General features: G+C 66.5%; 13 protein-coding genes and 1 tRNA gene. 9 read left to right on the top strand and 5 right to left on the bottom strand.

Going from position 1 to position 13,475, the window contains the following annotated elements:
* Nucleotides 1-131 precede the first annotated feature (131 nt).
* Nucleotides 132-208 (bottom strand) — tRNA-Arg (locus tag LQG66_RS24745).
* A 399-nt stretch (nucleotides 209-607) separates the two neighbouring features.
* Here LQG66_RS24745 and LQG66_RS24740 point away from each other — a divergent pair.
* From LQG66_RS24740 to LQG66_RS24730, 3 genes are read left to right on the top strand one after another with little or no spacing between them, the layout of a single operon-like run.
* Nucleotides 608-1,534: a spermidine synthase gene (locus tag LQG66_RS24740; protein ID WP_231318270.1), complete on the top strand. Its 927-nt coding sequence runs from the start codon at nucleotides 608-610 to the stop codon at nucleotides 1,532-1,534.
* Nucleotides 1,531-2,148, top strand: a complete 618-nt coding sequence (locus LQG66_RS24735; RefSeq protein ID WP_231318269.1) for a fused MFS/spermidine synthase — start codon at nucleotides 1,531-1,533, stop codon at nucleotides 2,146-2,148. The genes LQG66_RS24740 and LQG66_RS24735 overlap by 4 nt, the downstream gene beginning before the upstream one ends.
* A 24-nt stretch (nucleotides 2,149-2,172) precedes the next feature.
* The gene (locus tag LQG66_RS24730) at nucleotides 2,173-3,117 is read left to right on the top strand and encodes a M28 family peptidase (RefSeq protein ID WP_231318268.1); all 945 of its coding nucleotides are present in this window, start codon (nucleotides 2,173-2,175) and stop codon (nucleotides 3,115-3,117) included.
* Here LQG66_RS24730 and LQG66_RS24725 read toward each other — a convergent pair.
* Complete coding sequence (locus tag LQG66_RS24725) at nucleotides 3,105-3,566, bottom strand: hypothetical protein (protein WP_231318267.1); 462 nt, start codon at nucleotides 3,564-3,566, stop codon at nucleotides 3,105-3,107. The genes LQG66_RS24730 and LQG66_RS24725 overlap by 13 nt on opposite strands.
* A gap of 117 nt (nucleotides 3,567-3,683) precedes the next feature.
* Complete coding sequence (locus tag LQG66_RS24720) at nucleotides 3,684-5,810, bottom strand: phytoene desaturase family protein (protein WP_231318266.1); 2,127 nt, start codon at nucleotides 5,808-5,810, stop codon at nucleotides 3,684-3,686.
* 411 nt (nucleotides 5,811-6,221) lie between these two features.
* Between LQG66_RS24720 and LQG66_RS24715 the strand changes: the two genes are divergently transcribed.
* The 3 genes from LQG66_RS24715 (at nucleotide 6,222) to LQG66_RS24705 (ending at nucleotide 7,949) form a co-directional block, all read left to right on the top strand.
* Nucleotides 6,222-6,896 (top strand): hypothetical protein, encoded by a 675-nt coding sequence (locus tag LQG66_RS24715; RefSeq protein WP_425601356.1) that lies wholly within the window; start codon nucleotides 6,222-6,224, stop codon nucleotides 6,894-6,896.
* 154 nt (nucleotides 6,897-7,050) lie between these two features.
* Nucleotides 7,051-7,647, top strand: a complete 597-nt coding sequence (locus LQG66_RS24710; protein WP_231318264.1) for a YidB family protein — start codon at nucleotides 7,051-7,053, stop codon at nucleotides 7,645-7,647.
* A 35-nt stretch (nucleotides 7,648-7,682) separates the two neighbouring features.
* Nucleotides 7,683-7,949 (top strand): GlsB/YeaQ/YmgE family stress response membrane protein, encoded by a 267-nt coding sequence (locus LQG66_RS24705; protein WP_231318263.1) that lies wholly within the window; start codon nucleotides 7,683-7,685, stop codon nucleotides 7,947-7,949.
* A 159-nt stretch (nucleotides 7,950-8,108) separates the two neighbouring features.
* Here LQG66_RS24705 and LQG66_RS24700 read toward each other — a convergent pair whose 3' ends face one another.
* Nucleotides 8,109-8,891 (bottom strand): SDR family NAD(P)-dependent oxidoreductase, encoded by a 783-nt coding sequence (locus LQG66_RS24700; RefSeq protein ID WP_231318262.1) that lies wholly within the window; start codon nucleotides 8,889-8,891, stop codon nucleotides 8,109-8,111.
* A gap of 245 nt (nucleotides 8,892-9,136) precedes the next feature.
* Here LQG66_RS24700 and LQG66_RS24695 point away from each other — a divergent pair, with 245 nt between their 5' ends.
* The 3 genes from LQG66_RS24695 (at nucleotide 9,137) to LQG66_RS24685 (ending at nucleotide 12,423) form a co-directional block, all read left to right on the top strand.
* A complete protein-coding gene (locus LQG66_RS24695; RefSeq protein ID WP_231318261.1) occupies nucleotides 9,137-10,201 on the top strand; it encodes an acyl-CoA dehydrogenase family protein in 1,065 nt (354 codons plus the stop codon).
* A gap of 21 nt (nucleotides 10,202-10,222) precedes the next feature.
* The gene (locus tag LQG66_RS24690; protein ID WP_231318260.1) at nucleotides 10,223-11,380 is read left to right on the top strand and encodes an acyl-CoA dehydrogenase family protein; all 1,158 of its coding nucleotides are present in this window, start codon (nucleotides 10,223-10,225) and stop codon (nucleotides 11,378-11,380) included.
* Between the two features lie 233 nt (nucleotides 11,381-11,613).
* Complete coding sequence (locus LQG66_RS24685) at nucleotides 11,614-12,423, top strand: enoyl-CoA hydratase/isomerase family protein (RefSeq protein ID WP_231318259.1); 810 nt, start codon at nucleotides 11,614-11,616, stop codon at nucleotides 12,421-12,423.
* A 282-nt stretch (nucleotides 12,424-12,705) separates the two neighbouring features.
* Here LQG66_RS24685 and LQG66_RS24680 read toward each other — a convergent pair whose 3' ends face one another.
* Nucleotides 12,706-13,467, bottom strand: a complete 762-nt coding sequence (locus tag LQG66_RS24680; protein WP_231318258.1) for a VOC family protein — start codon at nucleotides 13,465-13,467, stop codon at nucleotides 12,706-12,708.
* Nucleotides 13,468-13,475 lie beyond the last annotated feature (8 nt).

Raw genomic sequence — 13,475 nt, 5'->3', positions numbered from 1 at the left:
CCCTGGAAGGTTCATCGATCGGGACGACGCGCTCCACCCGATTCCCGAGCGGGAGGGACGAGCGCACGACGTCAAGACCTGGAGACGATTCGATCTGGATTAAGACTGCGCGCGCCCGAGGCGGCGGCAAATGGCGATCCCGGCATGACTCGAACATGCGACCTACGGTTTAGGAAACCGCCGCTCTATCCAGCTGAGCTACGGGACCGGAGCCTGCACCGAAGTGCACCTGCTTCGGTGCCTCCATAGCAGACCCGGCCACCGACCGGAAGCCTCTCCGGTCGGTGCCTGAACCGGACGGCCCGCCGTGGCACAACGCCGCGCGGATCTTGTGACGGGACGACGACGGGAACGCCGGTGCGTGATTCCGGTTGAGGCGGGGGCATCGGCCCGATCACAGGCCCGTTGGGAGGGGTGGTTTGACTATCCGGGAGGCAGCCAATGGTCTAAGAGAACGGCGCCGATGCGGAGCCCGGCCTTGGGATCGCCGTATTGGTCGTGCTTGAGCGCACCTCATGGCCCCGGGGCCAGCTAACCGGCGACGACACGAGATTCGCCCCAGCCCGGCACGCCTGCCCATCTCCAGCCGAGGGACACAGACAAGTCGATGCTCATCCGGTCGGTCATTTTCGGCGCGCTCGCAGGCTGCCTCCTCGTTACCACCGCCAGCCAGGCCCAGGACACCCGCAATCTGCTGGAGTCCAAGGAGTCGCTCTACAACAACATCTATGTCTATGAGCAGGCGCCCTACCGCAGCATGACCTTCGGTCACAACCGGCGCATCTATACCGAGAGCGTCTACAACACCCGCGACGAGCTCGATCTGCCGGTCGACTATACCCGCTTCATGACCGCGAGCGTGATGTACGCCAAGGACATCCGCTCGGTCCTCGAGATCGGCTTCGGCGGCGGCCGCACCGCTTGGTATCTGCACCGCTCCCTGCCTCAGGTGCAGGTGACGTCGGTCGAGCTCGATCCGACCGTGCTGGAGCTCGCCAAGAAATATTTCGGCATCAAGGAGGAGCCGAACTTCCACGTCGCCAACCGCGACGGCCGGTTGTTCGTGCAGGAATCCAAAGAACGCTACGACATCATCCTGATCGATGCCTATCGCGGGCCGTTCGTGCCGTTCCACCTGCTGACCAAGGAATTCTACCAGCTGGTCAAGGACCATCTCGCCGAAGGCGGCGTGGTGACGCAGAACGTCGAGCCGTCGACCATGCTGTTCGATGCCGCGGTCAAGACCATCCACAGCGTGTTTCCGCAGGTCGACTTCTACGAGGCCGGCGGCAACATCGTCATGGTCGCCTATCCCGGCGACGAGCGGAAGCCCGAGGATCTCGCCGCGACCGCGCAGGAGCGCGACAAGGCGTTCGGCTTCCGCTACAAGCTCGCCGACATGCTGGCGCAGCGCAAGCGCATCGACATCGACGGCGGCCAGGTGATCGACGCCAAGGCCAAGGTGCTGACCGACGATTTCGCGCCGGTCGAGGCGCTGAAGACGATCGAACGCCACAACAGGAAGCTGCCGTGAGCGAGCCGGTCCCCCGCGCAGGCGTGCTGGCGATCTATCTCTGCTCCTTCCTGGTCGGCTGCGTGCTGATGGGCTTCGAGATGCTCGGCAGCCGCTATCTCAATCCCTATTTCGGCAGCGGCATCGGCGCCTGGGCCAGCCTGATCTCGACCGTGCTGTGCGCGCTCGCAATCGGCTATTTCGCCGGCAGCGCCATCGTCGACCGCCAGCCGACGACGCGCACCATCGGCACCATGATCCTGGTTGCCGCGGCCTACATGGCGCTGGTGCCGGCGACGGCCGATGTCGTCATGGCCGACATCCTCGACACCATCGGCGACGGTCCGACGGCCACGCTGATGGCCTCGACCGCGCTGCTGCTGGTGCCGCTGACCTTGCTCGGAACATTCTCGCCGATCGCCGTCAGCCTGTTGACGCGCTCGGCCGACGAGGCGGGCCGTGTCGCCGGGCTCGTTTACGGCGTCTCCACCATCGGCAACGTCGTCGGCACGCTGGTCACGACCTTCGCGCTGATCCCGACCATCGGCTCGCGCGCGATCACCTATTATTTTGCCGTGGCGCTGGCCTGCTGCGCCGGCATCCTGTTCATTCCTGTCGGCAAGAAGACGTCCTGACATTCAATATTGAAGAGCTTGCGGATGACTGAGTTCTGGCCTCGTTGGGCCGCCACCGCGGCAATGGCCGCCCTCCTCGTGGCATTGCCGGCAGCACGGGCCGCGGAGCCCCAGATCGAGCTGTGGGACGGCCAGCGCGCCATGTCCGTCATCGCCGATCTCCTGCGCTTCACGCCGCGCGCGATGGGCGAGCCGGGACATCAGCAGACGATCGACTACATCAAGGCGGCGATGGCCAAGAGCGCCGCCGACGCCGTGATGACGCAGAGCTTCACCGCCAAGGCCGATGACGGCAAGACGATCCCGCTCACCAACATCATCGCCCGCTTCCAGGTGCAGAACCCGCGCCGCGTGATCGTGGCAACGCATTACGACAGCATCATCAAGGCCTATCGCGACGCCAAATCGCCGGACGCGCCGATGCCCGGCGCCAACAATTCGGCCTCCGCCGTCGCGCTGCTGCTGGAGACGGCGCGCGTGCTGTCGCTGTCGCCGAAGCTGGACGTCGGCATCGACATGATCTTCTTCGACGGCGAGGAGGGACCGAGATCGCTCGGCGCCGGCGACCCGACCTGGCGTGCGCTCGGCTCGCCGCATTTCGCCGCGCATCTGAAGGACTATTATCCGACGCGCAAGCCGGAGAAGGCGGTCGATTTCGACATGGTCTGCGACAAGGACCTGAAGCTGCAGCCGGAGCCGTCATCGCTGGCCTCCGCGCTGCCAGAGGTGAAGAAATTCTGGAGCCTCGGCAGCCGCATCGCGCCATCGGCGTTCTCGCCCGAGCCCACGCCCTACCCGATCAGCGACGACCACACGGCCCTGCAGCAGGCCGGCATCCCGAGCTTCCTCGTGATCGACTTCGACTACGAGCCCTATTTCAACACCACGCAGGACACGATCGAGCAGTGCTCGGCGCAGAGCCTCGAGACCGTCGGCCGCACGCTGCTGCGCTATCTCTACGCGCCCTGAGCGGTACGCTGCTGCGAGGCGCAGGCCGCACGGATCGCCGCGGCAAGGCCGTGCGGATCATCGGTGCCGATGCGACGCAGATCGTCGTTCCCGGCGCACAGCTCGACGGCGTCGAGTCCCGACACGGTATAGAAGCGTATCCCCGAGACGATGCCGACACCGAGCCCGTGCCACCAGCGATTGCGCACCACCGCAATCGCCGTGATGGCGTCGAGCGCGACGCGATGACGCCACAGGCCAGGGCCGAAGAACCAGCGCAGCTCGCCATCGCCGACTTCGACCGTCAGCGACGAGAACAGCACCGCGATCACGAGCTCGGTCACGAGCAGCGCGACCGCGACAGCGCCGTGGCCCGCATTCCACAGCAGCACCGCGCCGAGCGCGCCCGATCCGAGGCACGTCGCGATGGCCACGCCACCCCATTGCCTGTGACGGTACCACACGGCCATCTCCCCCAAACCTGACGGAGATGACTATAGCGCGCAGCATGTCACTTTCTCGCGTTTCGCGCGAAAGTCCCGTGGACATCCCGCCCCCGCGCGGCGCGATGCCGAACGGCGCGTTCGTCACGCCATGGCCGGCTCGGGCAGCCGCTGGTCGGCCGGCGCGGCAGATTTGCGCGACAACAGGCCAGGCAGCAGCGCCTCGGCGGCCTCGGCACCGGAAATGACCACGGCCTCCACACCCGCGCCGGCATTGCCGCCACCGGCGATGACGAGATTGGGGACCGGCGCCTTGGCGCCCTTCAGCCGTCCCGCCTGGGCCACGCCATAGATCGCGCCGGCGCTGGCGAGATCGTAGCGGGCATAGGTCACCGGACTGGCGTCGGTCCGGTAGACGATGTGCTGCGACAGACCGGGGATGATGGTCTCGGCGGCCGCGATCATCGCGTCGCCCAGCTGCTGCTTGCGGGCCTCGTAATCCTGCGAGCGCCGCCACGCCTTCCAGTCACCGCCGCCCTGCTGCGGAAACCAGCCCTTTGCGTCGTCGTAGGGAACAATGGTGATGATCGTCATCGTCGAATGGCCGGCGGGCGCAGCCGACGGATCGAGCTTGGACATCACCGCGAGGCCAATCCCCATCGGCGCATCGAGATGGGTCGCCGGCGCGATGTCGGGCACGAAGTCGAGCCCGACATGGACGGAGAAGCAGGAGTTGGCGGGTTCGATCGCGCGGGCGCGCTCACGAAACGATGCCGGCAGATCGGCGGGCTGCAACAGCTCGGTGAAGGTGTGCCCGAGATCGGCATTGGACACCACCGCCTGCGCACGGACCGTGCGGCCATCACCGAGCGCGACGCCGACGGCGCGGCCCTCCTCGACCAGGATGCGCGTGACCTGGGATTTCAAGTGCACCTCGCCACCATCAGCCGTGATCGCAGCGCTGAGCACGTCGGCAAGATGGCCGGAGCCACCGACCGGATAGAAGCCGCCCTTGAAATAGTAGCCGAAGATCGGGACCATCTGGGCGCAGGTCAGCCGCTCGCTGCCGTCGCCGAGATAGCCCGACAGCGCGTTGAGATAGGCGATCGGCTCGGGATCGCTGACATGCGCGGCGACGAGCTCGTCGAACGGGCGGTTCATCCAGCGGAACGCCAGCGGATGCTTTTTCGGAAACGCGAGCATTTCCTCCAGCGATTCCGGCATGCCGGGAATGCCGCTGCGGCCGTGGCCGGTCGCATACATGCTCTCGAAGATCGCGTGGATCGTATCGAACAGCCGGGTCAGCCCGTCCGCGCTGGCGGGAAAGGATTCGCAGAGCAGCCGGACATAGTCGCGCCAGTCCTCGGGCACATCGATGCGCCGGCCGGCGAGACGATAGGAATGGGCGACGCGCTTCCACTGGATCCGGTCGGCGACACCGAGCCGGCGCAGCACGCCGTCGATCGGCCCGCCGGGCCAGACGCCGGAGAAATCATGCGGCCCGGCATCGAAGCGATACAGCACCGGCCTGTTGTCGTGGTGCGCCTTGCGCAGATAGCTGTGGCAGAAGCCGCCGGGCACGACGTGGTGGTCGAACACCTTGACCTTGAGCCCGGATTCGGCGAGCAGCGCGGCGGCAGTGAGGCCGCCGATGCCGGCGCCGATCACGGCGACGTCGCAGTCGAGGTTCGCAGTCGCGGAGAACGCCGGCGCCGGCCAATGGTAGTCCTCGCGCGAGGCCCGCATGCGCTGGATCGCCTGGCGGATGGCAAAGCGCGGACCGAAGATCGAGACCACCACACCGCCGACGACGATCGCGGTCGTGACCCAGGATGCGACGCCGGCCCAGCGGCACAGGCCGAGCACGATGAAAAGGACTCCCCACAGCCCGGTCATCAGCATGTTGATCAGATAGAACTGGGGCGTCGAGGCGGTGTCGGAATAGCTGGCGCGGGAATAATCCGCGGTCCACGGACGGCCGACGACGAGCGAAGCGAAGCTGATGACGCCGAGTGCTGCGGGGCATAGCCACAACGCATTGGCCGCGGTCCAGCTCGGCGCGAGGTCGTTGGCGATCGCCAGCACCACGAACAGCACCAGGCTGCCAAGCTCGAGGATCGCGAGCTCCGATCGGGCGGCGCGCCAGAGATTGGCGGCAAGCGCCAGCGCAAGCGCCGACCACACCGCCCAGGCAGGCTGGTGCCAGGCGAGCAGCGCCCAGAACACGACAAAGGGCAGCAGAGCCAGCTTGACCGTGAGGAATATCTTCATACCAGCCTCCTCCGCGCGCGCAGCGCGACGCAATCTTTCCGTCGTCAAGATTGACCTTAGGGCCGGACCCGGAGTTCCGTCAACGATAATCTTTCCACCGTCAAGATTAGTTTCGTCAACCACGGCGGGATAATGATGGTCGAAGAATGGAGCATATCGTTCCCACGCCACAGCAAGGCGCGATTCAGGCGTGGCGCGGCCTTCGATACCCGCCCGACTGTGGCAACAGAATCACGGAACGGCGGCGCGGGGTAAAGAAAGCCGCAAATTGCGCAGCATTAAGGTAACACCCCGCCGCAAAATGGCGACAATCTCCGGTCATCTGAGGCATGGAGACGCTGAGGATTGCCGTTCGTGTACCCACTCCGCCTGCCAGTACTGGTGTTTGCTGCAATCACCTGCCTGCCCGCCATGCAACCCGGACGCGTGCACGCAGAATGGTGGAGCCGATCTCCGTCCGACTTCGAGGAATGCGCCGACTCCGCCGAGAAGTCGGCCACCAAGGAAGAGAAGACGGCTGCGCTGGCCCAGTGCAACGCGAAATTTGCCGGCAGGCGGAAACCGAACGGCGGCTACGTCTATTACGACTTCATGCAGGACCGCAGTTTCGACATCGCAGGTCCCAATCCGACGCCTGAAGAACAGAAATACATCGATCAGCAGTACACGATGTATCTCGAGCGGCAACGGCACGCCAATGTCAGCTCGACGATGATGACCCGGCCGCAGCCGCAGGAGCTGCAGCAGGCTTCGCTCAAGGACCTGTCCGCACGCGCGGCGCTCGAGCCTGCGAAACCGACGATCCCCGCATTGCCGCAGCGGCCGGCCAAGCCGCCGGCTGTGGCGCCGCAGGCCGGGCCCACCCTGCCGCCCGGCGCGACCACCGAGACGCGCGCCCGCATGAAAGCGGCGCAATGCGCCAAGGACGGCTGGCGACGCGATTCGTTCTCGTGCAACTTCCCGGTCCTCTCGGAGAAGCTCGACGAGCTGAAGCGGATGTTCACTCCAGGCCAGAGCGCTGCGGGCCAGACCGCCGCCGCCCCGCCCGCAGCGAAGACGCCCAAGCGCGCCGAGGCGAAGAACTGAGCCGGCGCGCCGCCGAATTTTCCCCATGATCGCGTTTGCCGTCTCGCGCGCATGACGGTCTTCGTCGCGTTCCTCTCAGCATCGCCACGCCGGCCCGCTTGTAACGATCGGTGCAAGGCCATAGCTTTACGCGCGTGGGGCGCAGGAGGCGGTCATGGGTCTACTCGATATCCTCAACGGCATGCAGAACGGTCCGCACGGGCCCAGTCATCCAAGCACGCAGAAGAACGGCGGCATGTCGCCGATGACCATGGCGATCCTTGCTCTGCTGGCCTGGAAGGCCGTGAAGCATTTCTCGCAAGGTGGTCAGCAGCCGAACGCGGCGCCGGCGCCCGTTCCAGCGCCGCAGCCGACCAGCAATCAAGGCGGTCCCCTCGGCGGAGCACTTGGTGGCGGCCTCGGAGGCGGGCTCGGCAACATCCTGGCCGGTGGCCTCGGCGGGCTGCTCACAGGCGGCGCGGCCGGCAGCGTGCTGTCCGGCGGGCTGGGTGATCTGCTGCATCAGCTCCAGCAGAACGGTCAGGGCGATACCGCCAACTCATGGGTCGGCAAGGGCCAGAACCAGCCGATCTCGCCGGGCGATCTCGCCAACGCGCTCGGTGCCGACCAGATCGATCAGCTCTCGGCGCAGAGCGGCCTGTCGCGTGACGAGCTTCTCAACGGACTGAGCCAGTACCTGCCGAAGGTGATCGATCAGCTGACGCCGGAGGGGCGGCTGCCGACCGAGCATGAACTGGCGGGACGGGTCTGACGATCCGCGATGACGCGACAGGAAGGACGAGACTCATGTTGCACATTCTGATCGTCGGGCTGGTCGCCGGCTTCCTCGCACGGCTGCTATCGCCAGGGCCCAACAATCCCTCCGGCTTCATCCTGACCATCGTGCTCGGCATCATCGGCGCGTTTCTCGCCACCGCCATCGGGCAGGCCATCGGGCACTACAGCCCTGACGAAGGCGCCGGCTACGTGACCGCGACCATCGGCGCGCTCCTGGTGCTGTTCGTGTGGAACAGGCTGGTCGCCAGCGGCACCATCCGCGATTTCAACCGGTAGCGGCCGCCTCGCACGTCATTGCGAGGAGCCGAAGGCGACGACGCAATCCAGACTCTTCGCCAGACTATTTGCCAAACTATTCGTTTGAGCCTGGATTGCTTCCACCTGCGCCCTTCGGGCTTCGGCGGATACGTCGCTTCGCTCGCAATGACGACGATCTCACCCGAGCAGATGCATGCCCGCATCCATGCGGACGAGCTCGCCGGTCATGTGAGCCGACGCGGGGCTTGCCAGGAACGTGACCAGCTGGGCGATGTCCTCCGCCGATGACGCGGCACGCAGCGGCACCCGCGCCACCACGGTATCCCGCACCTGCTTGGCACCGGCCTCGCCGCGTCCCTTGGTGAACCAGGGCGTATCGATATAGCCGGGACAGACCGTGTTGACGCGGATCGCGGGCGCGAGCGCGCGCGAAAGCGACAATGTCATCGTGTTCAACGCGCCCTTGCTCGCAGCATAGGCCACCGAGGAACCGCCGCCGCTGATGCCCGCCACCGACGACACGTTGACCACTGCCGAGGCGCGCAGGGTCTCCTTGGCCGCGGCTTCGAGCAGCGGCCGCGCGGCGCGGATCATCTGGAACGGACCGATCGTGTTGACCGCGAAGATGCGCTGAAAGTCCTCGGCCGACAATCCGTCAAGCTGATCATGCGGCACGTGCTTGGTGGTGCCGGCATTGTTGACCAGCACGTCCAGCCGGCCCCAGGGCGCAGCGGCGGCGACGATTTTCCGGCAATCCTCGTCGCGCGAGACGTCGCCCTGCACGACGACGACCTCAGAGCCTTCCTTAGCGCAGAGATCCGCGGTCTGCTCGGCTTCCGTCTTGCTGTTGGAATAGTTGACGACGATGCGCATGCCGGCCTTGGCCAGCAGCAACGCGGTCGCAGCCCCGAGACCGGACGCCGAACCCGTCACGATCGCGCAAAGACCCTTCGTCGGCATTCCGCTTCTCCCTATGTCTGACGTTGCAGCCTTCTTAGCCAAGTTCGCGAGCGGTGCAAATCGCACCAATCTCCGCGCCGCCAATCTCCGCACCACGGAAATCACCGCCCCCATGCGGCGGACGGACGTGGCGTTGCGACGCCGGCGCTTGTCATGACCTGCGCTTGCGCCCATCATGACGCCCAACTGTCCGCCGGCGCGCCGCATTCGCGATGAGACGGACGAGCATCAGGACGAGGAACGCTGTGGCGGACGCTGATAACATCGTGGTTGCGACCGCGGAGAAGATCTTCGCCGATCTCGCCGACCCGCAGACGATCAATCACGACAATGACGGACGCTGGAAAGCGCCGCTGTGGCAGGCGCTGAGCGAAGCCGGCCTGCCGCTCGCCTGGGTCGCCGAGGAATTCGGCGGGGCCGGTGCCGATCTCGCCGACGGCTTTGCCGTCATCAATGCGGCCGGCCGCTTTGCACTGTCGGTGCCGCTCGCCGAGACGCTGCTCGCCGGCTGGCTGCTGCAGCAGGCCAGCATCGCTTCGCCCGAGGGCGCCATGACGGTCGCACCCGCCAGCCCGAAGGACCGGATCACGCTGAATGCCGACGGCACGCTGTCGGGCCGCGCCCGGGGTATCCCATTCGCCGGGAGCGCGAAGCATATTGCCGTGGTCGCGCACGGCGCGGACTCGGTTGCGATCGCGCTGGTCGAGACGGCGCGGCTGCGCATCGATGCGGGTCTCTCGCTCGCCAATGATCCCAGCGACACCATCACCTTCGACAAGGTCGCGCCATCAGCATGCGAGCCCGCTCCGGCCGGCTTCGATGCGACGACATCGATGCTGATGGGCGGCGTCGTACGCAGCCTGCAGATCGCCGGCGCGCTCGACCAGCTGCTCGAGATCAGCGTCCGCTATGCCGGCGAGCGCGTCGCCTTCGAGAAGCCGATCGGAAAATTCCAGGCCGTGCAGCACAACCTCGCGCGGCTGGCGGGCGAAAGCGCGGCCGCGACCGCGGCCGCGACGTCGGCCGCGGACGCGATCGCTCATGCTGATGCCTTCGACGACGCCATTTTCCTCGAGGCCGCCTCGGCCAAGATCCGCTGCGCCGAAGCCGCCGAGAAGGCCGCTGCGATCGCCCACCAGGTGCACGGCGCGATCGGCTTCACCACCGAGCACATCCTGCACCGCTTCTCCCTGCGTGCGCTCGCCTGGCGCGACGATTTCGGCTCCGACAGCCATTGGGCCGTCGCGCTCGGCCGCCGCATCGCCGCACGCGGCGCCGACGAGCTGTGGCCGCTGGTCGCCTCGCGCTGAGCCGAATGAAGAGGATTGCCGATGACCGCGCTCCGTTTCGATCCGATCCGCCTGCCGAGGGAATGCGAGGAGCTGCGCAAGGAGGTGCGCGCCTTCCTCGCTGAGGAGATCGCAGCCGGCACCTTCAGCCCGTTCAAGCCGCTGCGCGAGGATGCCGACGCGCGCGAGTTCTCACGACGGGTCGGCGCGCGCGGCTGGATCGGCATGACTTGGCCGAAGCAATATGGCGGCCACGAGCGCTCGTTCCTGGAGCGCTACGTGGTGACCGAGGAGATGCGCGTCGCCAACGCACCGGTGCGGCGCTTCTTCGTCGCCGACCGCCAGAGCGGACCGGTCCTGCTGCGCTATGCGCCCGAGCACATCAAGATGGACATCCTGCCGCGCATCTGTCGCGGCGAGCTGTGCTTCGCGATCGGCATGAGCGAGCCGAACTCCGGCTCGGACCTGTTCGCGGCCAAGACGCGCGCCACCAAGACCGACGGCGGCTGGCTGATCAACGGCTCCAAGATCTGGACCACATCGGCGCACATGGCCGACTACATGATCGCGATCTTCCGCACGTCTGCGTCCACGAAGGAAAACCGCCGTCACGGCCTGACGCAGTTCCTGGTGAACATGAAGACGCCGGGCATCAGGGTGAATCCGATCGGACAGATCACCGGGCAGAAGGAGTTCAACGAAGTCGTCTTCACCGACGCCTTCGTGCCGGACGATCATCAGCTCGGCGAGATCGACGGCGCCTGGAAGCAGGCAACGTCCGAGCTCGCCTATGAACGCTCCGGGCCGGAGCGATTCCTGGAAACCTATTACGTGCTGACCGAGCTGGTGCGCGCCGTCGGCCCCGATCCCGACACCCGCAGCGCCGAGGGCATCGGCCGCCTGGTCGCGCAGCTGCATGCGATGCGCCGCATGTCGGTGTCGGTCGCCGGCATGCTGCAGGCGGGCAAGGAGCCGGTGGTGGAGGCCTCGATCGTCAAGGACGTCGGCACGGTGTGGGAGCAGCAATTGCCGCACCGGGTGCGCGACCTCGCGGCGTTCGTCGAGGAGGACGCCGGCAATCGCGAGACGCTGGAGAACCAATTGACGTTCGCGATCCGCACCGCGCCGAAGCTGACCATCCAGGGCGGCACCACCGAGGTGCTGCGCGGCATCATCGCGCGCGGGCTTGGGTTGAGGTGAGTATTGGAAGCTAACGCGGCTTGTTCGGTGCACCCTCTCCCCTTGCGGGAGAGGGTGGATCGCATGAGCGAAGCGAAATGCGAGCCGGGTGAGGGGTTCTATCGGCTGGCTGTGCTCGCGGAGAGAGACCCCTCACCCGCCTCGCTTCGCTCGGCACCCTCTCCTACAAGGGGCCCACAAGGGGAGAGGGTGTCGCGTACGAGCGGAGAGTTTGACGTTCATAGGAGACAGTCATGGCCACCACCTTCCCTGACATCGGCGTCGAGATCCACGGCCATGTCGGCCTGATCGAGATCCGCCGGCCGCCGCTCAACTTCTTCGACATTTCGCTGATCAACCAGATCGCGGACGCGCTCGAAGGTTTCGACCGCGACATCGAGATCCGCGCCTCGGTGCTGGCGGCGCAGGGCAAGGCGTTCTGCGCCGGCGCCAACTTCACCGATCCGGCGCGGCAGGCGCAGGACGCGGCCGAGGCGAAGGGCGATCCCGCCGACAGTCTCGGGGCGATCAATCATCTCTACATGCAGGCGGTGCGGATCTTCCGTTGCAAGAAGCCGGTCGTCGCGGCCGTGCACGGCGCGGCGATCGGCGGCGGGCTGGGCCTCGCCGTGTCAGCCGATTTCCGCGTCACCTGTCCGGAAGCGCGCTTCTCGGCGAATTTCACCAAGCTCGGCTTCCATCCGGGCTTCGGGCTGACGGTCACGCTGCCCGAGCTGATCGGCAAGAACAACGCCGAGCTGATGTTCTATACCAGCCGCCGCGTCACCGGCGAGGAGGCGCTCAAATTCGGCCTCGCCAATGAATGCGTGCCGCAAGACCAGGTACGATCAGCAGCGATGAAGCTCGCCGCCGAGATCGCCGAATGCGCGCCGCTCGGCCTGCTGTCGACGCGCGCGACGATGCGCGCCGGCCTCGCCGACCGCGTGATGGCCGCGACCGAGCACGAACTCGCCGAGCAGACCCGGCTGCGCGCGACCGAGGACTTCAAGGAAGGCGTCAAGGCCACCGAGGAGCGCCGGTTCGCGAACTTCAGGGGGCGGTGAGCCGGTTGGCGCCGTCGCGCAACCTCTTGCGGCAGGCTCGCTGCAAACCTCGCCCCGCTTGCGGGGACGCGACGAGCTTCGCTCGCGCTGAGAGCTCGGATTGCATCGTCAGATGCAATCCGGGTGAGGGGGTACAGGTCTAACGGCAAAGAATCCCCGTGCGTCTGCCCCTCACCCCAACCCTCGCAGCGCGAGCGAAGCTCGTCGCGGCCCCGTAAGAACGGGGAGAGGGAGCGCAGCGTCGGCTGTGGCGACACCAATCATCCAATTCACACGGCCAACTCAAGCCGCCATCGTGATCGTCACACCAGCAATCTCGAATCCATTGCCCGACACCGCATAGCCTCGCGCACGCGCAGCGTCGATGACACGCTCGACATCCGGCGTTCGGAAACTCAATCCACTCATCAGTTCGCGCTCGCCGGGCGTCACGCGAATCGCCGCATTGGGCAGGGTCAGCTGCCAACCACCATGATCGTCGGCCGCGGTCGCCACGTCGAGAATCCGTCCCCAATGCGCGGCGAGCGATGCGGGCTCGGGGCTCTGCAGCACCACCTCCGTCAACGCCGCCGTGACGTCCGTGCGGATCGCCCGTGTCCAATCCGGCCCGGCCGGCGGATAGGGGCCCAGCACATCGTCGCTGCCATCGGTGTGATTGAGCTCGATGAAGGCCGCACGGCAGTCGCGCGGATGCAGCTGCACGCCGTGATAGGGCGGATGATCGATGACATTGGCCGTACGCACGCCCATTGCATTGGCGCGAGCAGCGCGGCCATCGGGATCGTCGCAGGCGAAGATCGCCATGTAGCCGCCGCGGCCGCCGGTCTTGTCCAGGAAACGGCCGGCCGCGGTGCCCTCACGCGTCGGCGACACCACTTCGAGCAGGATCGGCCCGACCGGCAGCAGCGCGTTTTCCAGCCCGTATTTGCCGACATGCGGATCGCGGTAGCAGACCTCGAGGCCCATGATCGCGGCGATGTCCGACACGACGGGCTCGAGCTTGGGCGCGACGAGACAAATCTGGCGCAGGTGGAGATAGGCCATGGTCGCGG

Source organism: Bradyrhizobium ontarionense (assembly GCF_021088345.1).
GTDB lineage: Bacteria > Pseudomonadota > Alphaproteobacteria > Rhizobiales > Xanthobacteraceae > Bradyrhizobium > Bradyrhizobium ontarionense.
The sequence above is the reverse complement of the archived record's forward strand: the minus strand, read 5'-3'. Positions and strand labels throughout refer to the sequence as shown.